The organism is Janthinobacterium sp. 35, from assembly GCF_002754575.1.
In the GTDB taxonomy this organism is placed as follows: domain Bacteria; phylum Pseudomonadota; class Gammaproteobacteria; order Burkholderiales; family Burkholderiaceae_D; genus Janthinobacterium; species Janthinobacterium tructae.
On record NZ_PEFN01000001.1, the window covers coordinates 564,359 to 579,372 of the forward strand.

A 15,014-nucleotide genomic window follows, 5' to 3' on the forward strand; every position below is an offset into this window, starting at 1 on the left:
CCGTCCACCGTGTGGCTGATATTCGCTGGCGCGTTGGCGCTTGCCTGGCCGACCCGGCGTACCGGACTTAAAATGGCTGCTGCGCCGCGTCAAACCCTGTTTAACAATCAGGTCCGGAGGGCATCCGTCATGGCTATTTCGCGGTTTCAACTGCTTGTCGTCTGCGCCGCAGCCATGCTCCTGGTCACCGGCTGCGGTGGCAGTGACAAGCAGCCTGCCTCACCCGCTGCGCAGCAATCGACGCTGTTGGCGAGCGCTGCTTCCTCGAACGCCGTCGAACCGCTTGCCGTGGTCAAGCTGCAAAAAATCAATGAACGACGCGTCACGCGAACAGTGTGGGAATACACGTTTCAGGTGAGCATCGCCAATACCGGCACCACAGCCGCCATCGATGTCGCGGCACTGCTGACAAGCGCACCCAATGGCACCGAGATCGTGGACGGCACTGTTGCCGCTGGGACCATTGACGCGGGTGCGACCGTCACCCCTGCCGATGTGATTGTTTTGCGTCAAAATCGGACTATCCCTTTCAGCCCCGCCGATCTGACCTGGCAAATATCGTCAGCCGCCAGCGCGAGCGTCGAACTCGGCACCCTGGAACCGGCTGAAGTGTATACGTTCTCCCTGCAGGAGCTGGGCATCGACACCACAGCATCGGTGTCGTCTTCCTCCGCCTCGGTCGCCGACGCGATCATCAAGGATGGCACTTTGCGCTTTTCCACGGCCGGGGACACGGGCGTCGACCAGACAGCGACGATCACGCTGCACGACTTGGGTGGCAACACAACCGTCAGGGCGCTGATCCGGTCGACGCGGCCCACCAGTGCCGTGCCCGACAGCGATGCCCAGGAAGACAGCTCACCGCCAGCGGGTGCACCGCTGCTGTCAGTGACGGGCCTTGGCCCAAACAATAGCTTCTCCGGAAGCAGCGTCAAATTCAGACTCGATGGCGTGTCTGGCCTTAACTTGAAGGATGACAGCAACGGGGTCATTCAAGGCGCCAACAACGTAAAAATCAGTTTAAAAAAATATTGGGTATTCGACAGTGCCGATAGCAGCTTTTCCATCAGTGGAAGCGTCATGCAACAACTCCTCGCGGCCTTGCCAACTGGCGCATTGAATATCATGCTGAGCTTTGTGTCGAAAGATGGTGCATTTGCCCAGTCTTATGATTTGCTTGGGGTAAAGTCGATTGCGAAGCTGAGCGGCAGACTGGTCAACGCTCAGGGCGCCGGCATCACTGGTCTGGCCGGAAAAAAAATTTTACTCAAAGGCTACAACTCGAATATGCGTCTTGACGCATTGGTCGACAATTCGGGGCATTTTGCGTTTTCAGGGCTGATTTCAGATACCTATCAACTCACGCTCAATGACCTCAATGCACCCAATGCGGTGACGATCAGCACGGTCGTGCTGCCTGACACCACGCAGGTCAATGTCACGATGGTGTATGACGCGCCGGCGACTGGCGGCCAAATTACCAGCCAAACAGCACGGGCAGCACGCCCCATGTCATCGTCGATCGCCGGCACCTCCAGACAAAACGGAACTGGCGCGCCATCACGCCGGATTACAGGTGCCGCGTCGAAGTCGGCGCCAGCGAAAACCGCCACCAAAATGGTCGACGGGGTCACGACCAAAACCTATGTCGCCCTTTCCGCATCCCAAAATGACACCATCACGACACCGATCAATTTCACAGTGCCGATGGGTACAAAAAACGTCGGCGTCAAGATCAGCGTCTATACGGCGGAGTATCCCACCTATACCACCGTGCTAAGCCAGTTCAACGATACCTGGTCCTATTCGGTAGTGGGATTGCCCGGTGTGGTGCTGTCCGCCTCTGGTTCGGTGAACCAAAGTCATTTTACGCAAGGCACGATCACCAGGAGCGCCTGCGTCGATGTGACTACCCAGGCAAAAAACGGCAGTTTCAGTATCACAGGCTCGGTACGCGCGACCAATATTGGCGACAGCATTTTCCCCACCATCACCACCGCCGAGATCTCCACGGCATGCGCCGCCTTACAGATCATTGGTGCGAAATTTCTTTCGCCTGACACCGATGGACATCCCGTCATCGAGCCGATCAATCTGGCGAATAATTTCAGGGCCTGTTATCTGTCGATTCCCCGCACTGCCGAGGATGCGACCCACGCCATTCCTTTGGAAATCACGTTCTCGCCGCCCAACGCCGAAATCACAGAAGTTAACATTGGCATCTCGGCAGATGGTGACAATCCGCTTTTTAGCACACGCAATTTGATGGGGCAAGCACACGTGATCAGCGCCGGCAAGATCCGCTTCTCCGCACTCTCATTGCCCAAATTCTCAGGCGGCCGTGTTCCGGGAAAACTGTCGGTGGCGGTGCGCATCAAAGGCACCATCAACGGCACCGATGCCGTTTCCGATCCAACAGAAGGTGGTCAGGTGACGTTCAGAGGCAACAACGCGTTCACCCCCCTGTACCTGGCAAACGATGAAGCGGCTTTGGCCGCCCGAAGAACCGCAGGACTTCGTGATGCCGGGGGCGACTCTTGGGCGACCAGCCAGACCATCGACTGGCTTGCCAGCAACAGCTTCCGGTTTGACGATATCTCCGGTAAACACGTGGCACAGTTCACAAATGGCCGCTCCGTCCTGGGCCATGCGGGACACAGCGATGGACAGGCGCTTGACATGCGCTATGCGGACGGGATGGGTGGCTATACGGAAGCATTGGGCGGCTCGGGCGGGGGCGCGGCAATCAAGCATCTGATCGATACAGCCGCCGCCGAGGTGGCAAATCCCGCACCGGCACCGCGGCCGAACCTGATTGCCCTGCAGGCGTGGATTAAAGCGAACCGTACTATGATCGACGAGCGGGGAGCGGCGGCAAACTTCCGGAAAGGTTATTTTGGCAAGGATTTTATCAAACTCGCATTGGTCGACGGGAAGTTCAGCAGTGCCGCAGGGCACAATATTCCCGGCGTCGGCACGTGGGAGCCGCCATTGCAGTTCGTTCCTGCTGCCGACCATCTGCACCACTGGCATCTGACGATCAATGCGCGTCCATAGGAATTGACGTCCCGGCACCGCACGCACAAATGCCTTGCCCCTCCAGAAAACGTTCGACTGGCGGCACGATCGCGCTCGAAGCTCGACGACTTCGCCCCTGCCCTGGAACCGTGCTGGCAAGCCTCCCTCGGCTTGCCAGCAAGACGCTATCCAACGCGGTGATACCATCATCTGCCAAATCAACGCCAGGCTCAAGGCGGCTCTGGCTTTACGCTTACTGTAATCGGCTCTTTCGCAATGCAACAAACTCGGTTATAATTCGGCTGCGGGGTGGAGCAGTCTGGCAGCTCGTCGGGCTCATAACCCGAAGGTCACAGGTTCAAATCCTGTCCCCGCAACCAATACATAAAAACCGCTGACTCCTGCAAGGGATTCAGCGGTTTTTGCATTCCGGGCCTGGCCTGACCCATCTTTACGCGGCGACGCTGGCCCGGATCTGCCTGGCCGCCGCGTGCAAACTGGCCGCCACTCTTTCCAGCTTGTCGGCGCCCGCCGTTTCTGCCAGGGCGGCAAAGGCGCTGATATGAAACGTGGCCACCATCGCGGGCGACACTTCGAACTCCAGCGCGGTCTTGCTCAGTTCCGTCGACGCCTCGAGGTAAGGCTCGCTGCCCGCCTCGAAAGCCTGCTTGGTTTCCAGCAATTCCTGGCCACCCTGCGCCTTGGCCAGGCAAGCATCGACCTTTTGCTGGAAGGCCGGCAAGGTGTCGCGCACGGGGCCGGGTTCAGGCGCCGGTTCCGGCTCCGCTGGCGCAGGAGCGGCAGGCGCCGGCTTGTCCGGCATCGGCATCTCGCGCAAAGTCAGCCAGCGCTCGACGGCGAGAAAGTCGGCAAACGGCTCTTCTACCTTGGGATTCATCAACCAGACCTCGCCCGTGCGCCAGTCGATCCGGGCGCCGCGCTCATTTCTCGCCAACAAAATATCCTTGCCACCATCGGCATTCGACACCCGGCCGATGTCGAGCCAGTTCATCAGCTCAGCCTGGCGCGACATCGCGTTGACCCGATGGAAAAAGGCCAACCATAAAAATCTGGCGACCAAAAGAACCAGGGCACCGCCAACCATCCACATCATTTTGCGCTCCGCACCACATCGACAAGCCGCATTTTCTCACATGAAAGCTTGCGCCAAGGAAACTTTTACATCTGCCGTGCGCAAGCGCAAGTCCGTTGCCGCAGGCGGCCCAGGCGCGCAGTCGCATTTCAGCAACGCCGCGTTTTCCTGATTGCCTGGCGTGCGCGGCTGCGCTATTATGAGAACAATTCTCATTTAGATTAAGCCGTACTGTACCCATGCTGTCCGCCCCTTCCCCGCCGTCCGATTTCCAGGCCCTGTATGCCGAGCACCATTCGTGGCTGTTGCACTGGCTGAAGCGTCGCCTGCACGACGCGGGGCTGGCGGGCGACCTGGCGCAGGATACCTTCCTCAAGATTTTCCTTGCACGCAGCAGTGCTGAAATCGCGCAGCCGCGCCCCTTCCTGGCCACCATCGCCAAGCGCCTGCTGGCCAATCACTGCCGGCGCGAAGAACTGGAACGGGCCTACCTCGACGCCCTGCGGCATCAGCCGCAAGCGTGCGCGCCCTCGCCGGAAGCGATGTCCATCCTGCTCGAATCGCTGCAACGGATCGACCGCGCGCTGGACCGGCTCTCCGCCAAGGCCAAGGCCGCCTTCCTGCTGGCCCACCTGGACGGCATGAGCTACGCCGAGATCGCCGCCGAGCTGGGCACCACCACGCATTCCATCAAAAAATACCTGAGCAAGGCCAATTTGCTGTGCTTTTTTGCCGTGCCCGATTTTGCCAGCGCCTGACATGCGCACCGCCACCGTCCATGCACTGGGCCAGCCCATCGACCTGGCCATCGCCATGCAGGCGGCCGAATGGCTGACCACCCTGATGAGCGGCGCCACCACGCCGGCGGAAAAGACGGCCTGGCAAGAATGGCGCCAGGCGCACCCCGACCATGAACGGGCGTGGAAACACATCGAAAGCGCCAGCGGCGGCTTGCGCGAACTCGATGCGCAAGCGTGCCGCACGGCGCTGGCACGGCGTCCTGCCGCGCCCATCTCGCGCCGCAACAGCCTGCAACTGCTGGCGTGGGTTTCGACCATCGGCCTCACGGGCTGGTTCGGCGCGCGCTCGGAATATGCGCCCGACATGGCCCGCGCCGCGCTGGCCGACATGGCCACGGGCGTGGGCGAGCGCCGCGAGCTGGCCCTGCCCGACGGCAGCCGTCTGCACCTGAACAGCGGCAGCGCCGTGAACATCCGCTTCAGCGGCACGCAACGGCTGCTGCAACTGGTGCAAGGGGAGATATTCATCGCCACCGCCCGCGAAACGGGCCGGCCCTACCGCCCCTTCCTCGTCGAAACCGCGCATGGCCACGCCCAGGCGCTGGGCACGCGCTACTCGGTGCGCCAGGAGGACGGCAATACCCTGGTCGCCGTCGAAGAAGGCGCCGTGCGGCTGACGCCGCGCCATGGCGACGGCTACCGCGTGATCCATGCGGGCCAGGGCGGCGGCATGACGGCGCAACAGCTCTTGCCCGCGCACGCCATCTCGCCCGACATCTGGGCCTGGCGCCAGGGCTTGCTGCTGGCCGACGCCATGCCGCTGCGCGACTTCCTAAATGAATTGAGCCGCTACCGCCACGGCTTGCTGGGCTGCGACGACGCCATCGCCGGCCTGCGCATCTCCGGCGTCTTCCCGCTGGCCGACCTGGACGCCGTGCTGCTGTCGCTGCCCGACTCGCTGCCCGTCGATGTGCGCCTGCGCACGCGCTACTGGGTGCAGGTGGAAGCGCGCCGGCAGCGCTAACAATTTATTTGACGCCCGCCGCAAAAAAACCTTACCCGTTTGCGTTTCTCGCGTGACCTGTGTAGGCAACGTTCTTTTTGACGACTACACCACAAGGTAACCATGTCTCTTGCCATTCATTCCACGCCGCGCATCAAGCGCATGGCGTATGCCATCCAACTCGTTTTCATCGGTTCGGCCCTGCTGCTGAACGTCCAGGCGCCAGCCCTGGCGCAGGAAAGCGCCGCAGCGCCAGCCACGAGTCAGGATTTCCAGGTGCCGGCCGGCGACCTGGCTGCGGCGCTGCGCCAGGTCGCCAGCCAGTCCAGGGTCATCCTCAGCTTTGCGCCGGAACAGACGCGCGGCAAGACCTCCGCAGGCCTCATTGGCCGCCACGACGTACTGGCGGCCCTGAACGGCGTGCTGCGCGGCACCGGCCTGAAGGCCGAGCGCAGCGCCAATGGCAGCTATGTGCTGCGCCCGGCGCAGTCGGAATCCGGCGCGGACGCCATCGCCATCGCCATCGCCATGATGCCGGAAGTATCGGTCAAGGCGCAGCAGGATGCGACGGAAGGCTCGGGCGCGTATGTCTCCGCCCTGCCGGTTTCCACGGCCACGCCGCTGGGCCTGTCGATCCGGGAAACGCCGCAGTCGGTCAGCGTCATCACGCAGCAGCGCATGCAGGACCAGGGCCTGAGCACCATCGCGCAAGTGATGGCGCAAACGCCGGGCATCACCCTGTTCTCGCTGGGCAGCGAGCGCACGGGCTTTACTTCGCGCGGCTATTCGATCACCAATTACCAGCTCGATGGCGTCAGCACGCATTCGGAAAACCTCGGCCTGAACGCGATACCGTCGCAAAGCCTGGCCGACATGGCGCTGTACGACCGCATCGAAGTGCTGCGCGGCGCCTCGGGCCTGATGACGGGCGCGGGCGATGCCTCGGGCGCCATCAACATGGTGCGCAAGAAGCCGACGGCGCAGTTCCAGGCCTCCGTCGAGGGCGAGCTGGGCTCCTACGATGAACGGCGCGGCATGGCCGATATCGCGGGCCCGCTGAACGAGGCACGCACCGTGCGCGGCCGCCTGGTGACGGTGTACGAGGAAGGCGACGGCATCATCGACGGCTACAGCCGCGACAAGAAAGTGGTGTATGGCGTGGTCGAGGCGGACCTGTCCGCCGGCACGAAACTGACAGCCGGCGTCACGCACCAGCGCAAGCGCTCGAATGGTTCGCTGTCCTACCTGGGCTTTCCCCTGTTCTACAGCAATGGCGCCATGACGGATCTGCCGCGCTCCTTCAGCCCGGCGGCCAAGTCGAATCGCTTCGACACCAAATCGACCGACCTCTTTGCCACCCTGGAACACGCACTGGCGAACGACTGGAAGCTGAAAATCTCGGCCAACCGCGTGCAGTCGTCGCAAGAAGAGCGCTCCATCTACCTGGACGTGAGTGGCGGCTTTCCCGACCAGGCCACGGGCGACGGCCTGCTGCTCAATGCCGACTACCGCGATTACCAGCTCCAGGTCAACAGCGTGGACGTCAATGTGCGTGGCCCGTTCAGCGCGTTCGGCCGCCAGCACGAACTTGTGCTGGGCATGGACTACAGCGAATTCCAAAGCACGACGGATGGCCGCTTCGGCGGCGGCGTCGCAAGCACGCCCGCCAACCTGTACCGCTGGAACCGTACGGCAACACCGGCGTTTGGCAATGCCGTCGTCACTTACGACAGCACGCGCCGCCAGGCCAGCGCGTATGCCGCCACGCGCCTCAACCTATCCGAGCGCCTGAAATTGATCGCCGGCGCAAAAGTGCTGCGCTACAGCGAGAATTACATCTCGGACGCACCTTCCGTGAATTTTTACAGCGCGTCGCCAGCCTCGGAAAGCCGGGTCTTCACGCCGTATGGCGGCCTGGTGTTCGACATCGACGGCACGCACAGCGCCTACGCCAGCTACTCCACCATCTACCAGCCGCAGGCATCGCAAGACCGCTACGGCAAGCTGCTGGCGCCGCGCGAAGGCAAGACCTTTGAAGCGGGCATCAAGAGCGGCTGGCTCGATGGCCGCCTGAACACGGCTGCCGCGCTGTACCAGATCCGCCAGAGCAACCTGGCCGAATCGGATCCGGGCTACACCGTACCCGGCACGAACACTCCCGCCAACCGCACCATCAAGGGCGCCAAGACCCAGGGCGTGGACCTGGAAGCGACGGGCGCCATCACCCCAAGCTGGAACATCTCGGCATCGTGGTCTTACAGCCAGACGGAAAACAATACCGGCAAGGCGATCCTGACCACCTTCCCACGCCACCTGGTGAAACTGTGGACCACCTGGCGCCTGCCCGGCGAGCTGCATCGCCTGACGCTGGGCGGCGGCGTGAACTGGCAAAGCCGCGTGTATTCCGACATCGACGCGTGGCAGATCAACAGTACCCTGCACTGGGAACAGAAGGCGTACTCGGTGGCCAGCCTGATGGCGCGCTACGACGTCAGCGACAAGCTCTCTGCCACCGTCAACGTGGCCAACCTGTTCGACAAGAAGTACACGGCTTCTGTATCGGACTGGTGGTACTCGGGCATGCATGGCCCGGCGCGCAAGGTGGCGTTGACCGTGCGGTATCAGTTCTGATGCACTGAACGGGGCGGGCCGAATATTTCACATTGCCGCAGGGCCGGTGATACAATTTTCCGCTTCACGGGCACAAACACTGCCCGTGCCACAGAAACACCCAAGGAGAATGTGTGAAGGACCTCGCCCCCGCCCTGCCAGCCGATCCGGCCGACCAACCCGCCAATCCCTCGCGCCGGCGCATTTTCCAGGCCGCTTCCGCAGTCGGCCTGGCCGCCAGCCTGCCGGCGCTGGCCGACGCCGCGCCAGCCAAAAAGAGCATCGCCAAAGGTTCGCTCGACGCGAAACTCAAGGCGCACGTCAAGAACGTGGTCGTGATCTACCTGGAAAACCGCAGCTTCAACAACCTGTTCGCCAACTTCCCCGGCACCAGCGCGCCCCTGTCCGCCGTCACGGCAGAACAGGCGCAGCAGCTGGACCGCGACGGCAAGCCGCTGGCCACCCTGCCGAAGATCTGGGGCGGCCTGGTGCCGAACCAGCAAAATATCGGCGGCACCGATTACCTGATCAAGGAAGAGCAGATTTCCGGCCTGCCGAACGCGCCCTACAAACTGAGCGACGCGGCCGGCAAGCCCCTGCCCGAGAGCATCATCACGCGCGACCTGGTACACCGCTTCTATAACAACCAGATGCAGATCAATGGCGGCAAGAACGACGGCTTTGCCGCCTGGGCCGACAGCGGCGGCCTGGTGATGGGCCATTACGGCGAAACGTCGAAAAACCTGAACCTGTGGCAGATCGCCGAGCAGTACACGCTGTGCGACAACTTCTTCATGGCGGCCTTCGGCGGCTCCTACATGAACCACCAGTTCCTCGTCACGGGGCGCGCCAACGAGTATTTCAATGCATCCGAAACGGCAGCGAAGAAAAAGATCGCCGTGCTGTCGGACGGTCCGCAAGGCGTGCGCCTGGCGATCTCTCCCGAGTGCCCCGCCTCCGCGCTCGATGGCAAACCGAAGTACGTCAACGACGGTGCCCTCACACCGGACGGCTATGCCGTCAACACCATGGCGCCGCCATATCAACCGAGTTACGTCCGCCCCGCCTTCGATGGCGACCCGCTGCATGCCGACCCGGCCGATGCGAACACCCTGCCACCGCAAACCTATGACACCATCGGCGACCTGCTGTCGCGCAAGGGCGTCAGCTGGGCCTGGTATGGCGGCGGCTGGCAAGCGGCGCTCGACCAGAAGGGCGGCGGCAGCAAGCCCAACTTCCAGTTCCACCACCAGCCGCTGAACTACTTCAAGCAGTTCGCGCCTGGCACGGCGGCGCGCGCCGAACACCTGCGCGACGGCGGCACGGGCGACAGCCCGATCTCGAACAAATTCCTCGCCGCCGCCGTGGCGGGCAAGCTGCCGGCCGTGACCTTCTACAAGCCGCAGGGCAATCTGAACCTGCATGCCGGCTACTCGGATATCGAGTCGGGCGACCAGCACGTGGCCAACATCATCCAGCATCTGAAGGAATCGCCGCAGTGGAAAGACATGATCGTGGTGATCACGTTCGATGAAAACGGCGGCTGGTGGGATCACGTGGCGCCGCCAAAAGGCGACCGCTGGGGTCCGGGCACGCGCATTCCCGCCATCGTCGTCTCGCCGTACGCGAAAAAAGGCGCCGTCGACCACAGTTTTTATGACACCACGTCGATCCTGCGCCTGATCACGCGCCTGCACGACTTGCCACTGCTCGAAGGCCTGAAAGTGCGCAACGACGCATTCGCGGCGCGCGGCGCGCTGCCGCCGGGTGACTTGACTGGCGCCTTGAGCTTCCGCTAAGCCCCACACAGTGCGGCACGCCTGTGATACACTGCGTGCCGCACTTTGAACCTGTCCCGGCAGATGAATACATCAGCAGCAGACAGCCCCTCGGAAGCGGGTACTGCGTTGTTCGTCGTAGCCTGGCTCGCCAGGCGTCCTCCTCACGCCTTGTCCGCGCTCCCGATGAGCAATCTGCTGCAGACGCTCCCTACCGGGACAGGTTCTTAAATCCGCAGGTCAGGTATTCCTGACGGATGTTCCAACAATGAGCCCGACTCCAGTAGCCGGGCTTTTGTTTTGTGGATGAAGTTAAAGCGTATAGACATAGGCGGGCAGCACCTTGCCCGCCCCCTGGCTTTCGCAGGCCAGGGACAGAGGTTAGTAAATGAGAGATAAAAAAGACAACGCCACCATCGACTTGCCCGGCTTCGGCCAGCTGCCTGCGCACGAGGCGCCAGAGCCGGCGCCGGAACCGCAGCGCCGCACGCGCGCGCGCAAGGTGGCTTTGAAGCAGGTGCAGCTCGAATTGCTGGAGCCGACGGACGCCACGGGCCTGCCCGTGTGGACGCGCGACGCCGGCCTTGATCTCACCGGCTTGCCCATCTGGGCGCCTGACAACTGATACCCCAACGCTGGCGGCCGTTTGCCGCCGGCTTCCACACCACCGCACAAGGGCGTAAGCCTGTAGACTGTGCCCATCCACCCGCTTTTTACCGGCTCCGCCCTTTATGACCACCACATCCGCTACCACTTCTTTTTCCAGCCTGCCGCTGACGCCCGCCTTTCTGGCCAATCTGGACTCGCTCGGCTACCACGAGATGACCACCATCCAGGCGCAAAGCCTGCCGGCGGTGCTCGATGGCCGCGACCTGATCGCCCAGGCGAAAACGGGCAGCGGCAAGACGGCCGCCTTCGGCATCGGCATCCTGCACAAGCTCAATCCGGCCTGGTTTGCCGTGCAAGGCCTGGTGCTGTGCCCCACGCGCGAACTGGCCGACCAGGTGGCCAATGAGCTGCGCCGCCTGGCCCGCGCAGCCGGCAACATCAAGATCCTGACCCTGACGGGCGGCGCGCCGATGCGCCCGCAAATCGCCTCGCTGGAACACGGCGCCCACATCGTCGTCGGCACGCCGGGCCGCATGCGCGACCACCTGGGCCGCGGCACCATCAACCTGAGCCACGTGCAAACGCTGGTACTCGATGAAGCGGACCGCATGACGGACATGGGCTTTTACGAGGAAATCGCCGGCATCGTCAGCGCCTGCCCCGCACGCCGCCAGACCTTGCTGTTCTCGGCCACGTATCCGGAAGACATCCGCCGCGCCACGGCATCGTTCCTCGTCAATCCGCTGGAAGTGACGGTCGAGGCGCAGCACGACAACGACAAGATCGAGCAGCGCTTCTATGAAATCGGCTTCGACGAGCGCAATGGCGCCGTCGGCAAGCTGCTCAAGCACTTCAAGCCGGAATCGACGCTGGCTTTCTGCAACACCAAGGTGCATTGCCGCGAACTGGCCGAAGAACTGCGCCAGCAAGGCTTTTCCGCGCTGGCCCTGTATGGCGAGCTGGAACAGCGCGAGCGCGATGAAATCCTGGTGCTGTTCGCCAACCGCAGCTGCTCCGTGCTGGTCGCCACCGACGTGGCCGCGCGCGGCCTCGATATCTCCGACCTGGGCGCCGTGATCAACGTCGACGTCTCGAAGGACACGGAAGTGCACATCCACCGCATCGGCCGCACGGGCCGCGGCAGCAAGAAGGGCCTGGCCCTGTCGCTGTGTGCGCCGAACGAGAAGAAATGGGTCAAGCTGATCGAGCAGTACCAGAACAGCGCCGCCGAATGGCACGACCTGAAGGAACTGGCGGAAGATGACGGCATGGAGGCGCTGCCGGCGCCGATGGTCACCCTGTGCATCATGGGCGGCAAGAAGGACAAGCTGCGCCCGGGCGACTTGCTGGGTGCGCTGACGGGCGACGCGGGCCTGACCAAGGAGCAAGTGGGCAAGATCAACGTGTTCGAGTTCATGACCTACGTGGCGCTCGACCGCAAGGTGGCAGAAGCGGCCTTCAAGCGCCTCAACGCCGGCAATACCTTGGGCCGCGACTTCGGCAACATCAAGGGCCGCAGCTTCAAGATGCGCTTTATCGAGGCGTAAGCTGCTGCAATGCACGCAGGGCCGCCATGGTCCTGCGTGCCGGGTAATCGTCCCACACGGGATATTGCCCGCGGTAGTAGCAGCTCCAGTAACTGATGCTGCGCCGCTCCAGAGTGGCCACATACGCGGGGTTTTCCCGCAGATAGCGCGCCAGTGCATCGGCATTCCAGGCCGGCAGCGCCGCGCCAATTATCTCAATAATCTCCAGCACGTATTCGCCGCACAGGTGCACGACGAACGGCACCGTCCACGCCCGCTCTTGCAGCAACAGCTGTCTTGCACACGCTTCGCGCAGATGGCCGTCATGGTGGCGTGTGCCCAGGCACAGGGCGACCACGCCCGCGTCGCCGGGCAGCAGGGTACAAGCGAGCAGCTGCTCGCGGTCATAGTACGTGCGCGTCGGGATCAGCAAGGCCTCGCCATTCTGGTACACGGCAAATGGCGGGTGTGCCCGGCTGCTCCCCAGCACGGGCAGCAGCTGCGCCACAGTGCCGGCCAAGGCGGCCGGAAAAGCGTCCGCTTCAGCCATCGCGCCCTTCCCTGCAAACCTTGCGCACACCCAGCGCAGGCTTGTCCATCTTTTCAAAGATCACATTCGAATACCATGCGGCGGGATCGCCTTCGGTGGGCTTGCCCAGCGAAATATAGTAGCCGCCCTGCGTGAACAGGGCCGTGGTTTCCTTGCCCGGCGTGATCCCCTGCAGGAAGGCCGGCCATGCCGCCTTGTCGACCTGGCTAAAACGCGCGGCCAGCAGCGCCAGCAAGCGCGCGTGCGAGGCGGGCGCATACGGGAACAGATACAGGTATTCGACCAGCTCACCGCCATCGGCCAGGCGCGTGACGGCGGATGTCGCCGCATCGACTTCACTGCCAAAACGACAGAGCACCCCGCCGCTGTAGGCGAAATCGATGATGGTCGCCGGCACGCACGCCTGCCGTTCGCGGTCGATGCCGACGGGCGGCAGCGCGCGCACTTGCGCCAGCAGCGCCTCGCCTGATGTGGCCAGCGCGGGAAAGCCCGGACACTCGCTGGCCGCCTGCACGGCAGAAAAGGCCAGGCAACAACTCAATAGCAGCACACGACGCTTCACGGCCTCTCCATTTTCATCAGGCGGCCATTATGCAGGACATCTTCACAAAGGCCGCGCCTGTTGCCCTTGCGGCGTATCGTCGATGTCATAGCCGGCCGCGCGCGCCAGTGCGCGCAAGCGGTCCGCCTCGCCCCACTGCCGCTGCGCACGGGCGATGGCCCGTTCCGCCATCCATGCCTGCACGGGCTGCGGCACTTCCACCTGCGCCGGCTGCCAGGCCAGCAGATCGAGTCCCAGTGCCGTATCGAAACGGGCCATGGTGGCCTTTTTCACGGCGTCGGGCAGGTCGCCTTTCAGCAGTTCCCAGGCCACGGCCAGCGCGCGCGGAAAGTTCAGGTCATCGTTGAGCTGTTCCGTGAAGCGGTCCAGCCACGCGGGATCGGCCTCGCCGTCCGCATCCCCAAGACCATGCACGGCCACGCGCAGGCGCGCCAGACCGCTGGCGGCGGCGCGCAAGGCGTCGTCCGTGAAATTGAGGCTGCTGCGGTAATGGGCGCCCAGGCACAGGTAGCGGTAAGCGAGCGGATCGACGCCCTGCTCCACCAGGCTTTGCAGGCGCAAAAAATCACCCGAGGATTTCGACATCTTCGCATCCTGCGTCTTGAGGAAAGCGCCGTGCAGCCAGAAGTTGGCCAGGCGCGTGCCGTGGCGTGCCTGCGTTTGCGCGATCTCGTTGCTGTGGTGGACGGCCACGTGGTCTTCGCCGCCGCAATGGATGTCGAAATACGTGCCCAGGTGCTTTTCCGCCATGGCCGAGCATTCGATGTGCCAGCCGGGAAAACCCAGGCCCCAGGGGCTGTCCCACTCCATCTGCCGCTGGCCCGGCACGCCGCTGAACTTCCACAGCGCGAAGTCGCAGATGTCGCGCTTCTCGCCCAGCTCCACCCGCTTGCCCGCTTGCAGGCCGTCGCGCTTCAGGCGCGCCAGCTTGCCATAATCGTCCTGGCGCGTGGTGTCGAAATAGATGCCGTCGTCGGTGCGGTAGGTATAACCCTTCGCTTCCAGGTCGAGGATGAAGGCGATCTGTTCCGCGATGTGGTCCGTGGCGCGGCACCAGACGGTGGGCGGCAGGATATTCAACTGGCGCAGATCGTCTTCAAACGCGCGGGTAAATTCAGCGGCGATGTCCCAGGCCGACTTGCCGCTGCGGGCGCTGCGCACTTCGATCTTGTCGTCGCCGCTGTCCGCGTCCGACGTCAAATGGCCCACGTCAGTGATGTTCATCACGTGGCGCACCTGCAAACCGTTGAACGCGAGCGCGCGGCGCAAGCCGTCGACGAACAGATAGGTGCGAAGGTTGCCGATGTGCGCATAATCGTAGACGGTGGGCCCGCAGGCATACAGGCCAGCCTGGCCCGCGGCGATGGGTTCAAACGGCCGCAGGCTGCGGCTATACGTATCGTACAAATGGAGTGTCATGCGGGACTTTCATTAGCGCTGCGGAAAAAGAAAATGGCCACAGGTTTTTCAACACTGTGGCCATCGAATGAGGAGTAAAACGTTTAACGGCGCCGGGCCGCATCCT

Annotated in this window: 12 protein-coding genes and 1 tRNA gene; 9 read left to right on the forward strand and 4 right to left on the reverse strand. The window is 63.1% G+C overall.

The genetic code is table 11. From position 1 onward, the window contains the following. Positions 1-72: 72 nt before the first annotated feature. Both CLU93_RS02530 and CLU93_RS02535 read left to right on the forward strand, forming a co-directional pair. Positions 73-3,057 carry a hypothetical protein gene (locus CLU93_RS02530; RefSeq protein WP_143451686.1) on the forward strand — a complete coding sequence of 995 codons (2,985 nt, stop codon included), beginning with the start codon at positions 73-75 and terminating at the stop codon, positions 3,055-3,057. 264 nt (positions 3,058-3,321) lie between these two features. Beyond that, positions 3,322-3,398 (forward strand) — tRNA-Met (locus tag CLU93_RS02535). A 71-nt stretch (positions 3,399-3,469) separates the two neighbouring features. Here the strand turns inward: CLU93_RS02535 and CLU93_RS02540 are convergent. Beyond that, a complete protein-coding gene (locus CLU93_RS02540; RefSeq protein WP_143451687.1) occupies positions 3,470-4,030 on the reverse strand; it encodes a hypothetical protein in 561 nt (186 codons plus the stop codon). Between CLU93_RS02540 and CLU93_RS27775 the strand changes: the two genes are divergently transcribed. The 7 genes from CLU93_RS27775 to dbpA all read left to right on the forward strand — a co-directional run bounded on the left by CLU93_RS27775 (position 4,014) and on the right by dbpA (position 12,398). Beyond that, positions 4,014-4,283 (forward strand): hypothetical protein, encoded by a 270-nt coding sequence (locus CLU93_RS27775; RefSeq protein ID WP_133250733.1) that lies wholly within the window; start codon positions 4,014-4,016, stop codon positions 4,281-4,283. The two genes, CLU93_RS02540 and CLU93_RS27775, sit on opposite strands and share 17 nt — an antisense overlap. Before the next feature lie 67 nt (positions 4,284-4,350). Next, positions 4,351-4,869 carry a sigma-70 family RNA polymerase sigma factor gene (locus CLU93_RS02545; RefSeq protein ID WP_099759867.1) on the forward strand — a complete coding sequence of 173 codons (519 nt, stop codon included), beginning with the start codon at positions 4,351-4,353 and terminating at the stop codon, positions 4,867-4,869. Position 4,870: 1 nt separating this feature from the next. Continuing rightward, positions 4,871-5,875 carry a FecR domain-containing protein gene (locus CLU93_RS02550; RefSeq protein WP_099759868.1) on the forward strand — a complete coding sequence of 335 codons (1,005 nt, stop codon included), beginning with the start codon at positions 4,871-4,873 and terminating at the stop codon, positions 5,873-5,875. Positions 5,876-5,977: 102 nt separating this feature from the next. After that, complete coding sequence (locus CLU93_RS02555; protein ID WP_180287791.1) at positions 5,978-8,485, forward strand: TonB-dependent siderophore receptor; 2,508 nt, start codon at positions 5,978-5,980, stop codon at positions 8,483-8,485. Between the two features lie 113 nt (positions 8,486-8,598). Continuing rightward, a complete protein-coding gene (locus tag CLU93_RS02560) occupies positions 8,599-10,263 on the forward strand; it encodes an acid phosphatase (RefSeq protein ID WP_099759869.1) in 1,665 nt (554 codons plus the stop codon). 367 nt (positions 10,264-10,630) lie between these two features. Continuing rightward, positions 10,631-10,867 carry a hypothetical protein gene (locus CLU93_RS02565; protein ID WP_099759870.1) on the forward strand — a complete coding sequence of 79 codons (237 nt, stop codon included), beginning with the start codon at positions 10,631-10,633 and terminating at the stop codon, positions 10,865-10,867. Between the two features lie 106 nt (positions 10,868-10,973). Next, a complete protein-coding gene (dbpA, locus tag CLU93_RS02570) occupies positions 10,974-12,398 on the forward strand; it encodes an ATP-dependent RNA helicase DbpA (RefSeq protein WP_099759871.1) in 1,425 nt (474 codons plus the stop codon). On the opposite strand, the gene CLU93_RS02575 is transcribed toward dbpA, so the two are convergent. The 3 genes from CLU93_RS02575 to cysS are packed head-to-tail and all read right to left on the reverse strand — an operon-like array spanning position 12,385 to position 14,908. Continuing rightward, positions 12,385-12,927 (reverse strand): hypothetical protein, encoded by a 543-nt coding sequence (locus CLU93_RS02575; protein WP_099759872.1) that lies wholly within the window; start codon positions 12,925-12,927, stop codon positions 12,385-12,387. The genes dbpA and CLU93_RS02575 overlap by 14 nt on opposite strands. Further along, positions 12,920-13,489, reverse strand: a complete 570-nt coding sequence (locus tag CLU93_RS02580) for a hypothetical protein (protein ID WP_133250732.1) — start codon at positions 13,487-13,489, stop codon at positions 12,920-12,922. The genes CLU93_RS02575 and CLU93_RS02580 overlap by 8 nt, the downstream gene beginning before the upstream one ends. Before the next feature lie 42 nt (positions 13,490-13,531). Next, a complete protein-coding gene (gene cysS / locus CLU93_RS02585; RefSeq protein ID WP_099759874.1) occupies positions 13,532-14,908 on the reverse strand; it encodes a cysteine--tRNA ligase in 1,377 nt (458 codons plus the stop codon). Between the last annotated feature and the right edge of the window lie 106 nt (positions 14,909-15,014).

Coding starts and splice junctions, on each gene's coding strand:
- CLU93_RS02530 (WP_143451686.1), top strand. CDS start 73: ATGGCTGCTGCGCCGCGTCAAACCCTGTTTAACAATCAGGTCCGGAGG.
- CLU93_RS27775 (WP_133250733.1), top strand. CDS start 4,014: ATGTCGAGCCAGTTCATCAGCTCAGCCTGGCGCGACATCGCGTTGACC.
- CLU93_RS02540 (WP_143451687.1), bottom strand. CDS start 4,030: ATGAACTGGCTCGACATCGGCCGGGTGTCGAATGCCGATGGTGGCAAG.
- CLU93_RS02545 (WP_099759867.1), top strand. CDS start 4,351: ATGCTGTCCGCCCCTTCCCCGCCGTCCGATTTCCAGGCCCTGTATGCC.
- CLU93_RS02550 (WP_099759868.1), top strand. CDS start 4,871: ATGCGCACCGCCACCGTCCATGCACTGGGCCAGCCCATCGACCTGGCC.
- CLU93_RS02555 (WP_180287791.1), top strand. CDS start 5,978: ATGTCTCTTGCCATTCATTCCACGCCGCGCATCAAGCGCATGGCGTAT.
- CLU93_RS02565 (WP_099759870.1), top strand. CDS start 10,631: ATGAGAGATAAAAAAGACAACGCCACCATCGACTTGCCCGGCTTCGGC.
- dbpA (WP_099759871.1), top strand. CDS start 10,974: ATGACCACCACATCCGCTACCACTTCTTTTTCCAGCCTGCCGCTGACG.
- CLU93_RS02575 (WP_099759872.1), bottom strand. CDS start 12,927: ATGGCTGAAGCGGACGCTTTTCCGGCCGCCTTGGCCGGCACTGTGGCG.
- cysS (WP_099759874.1), bottom strand. CDS start 14,908: ATGACACTCCATTTGTACGATACGTATAGCCGCAGCCTGCGGCCGTTT.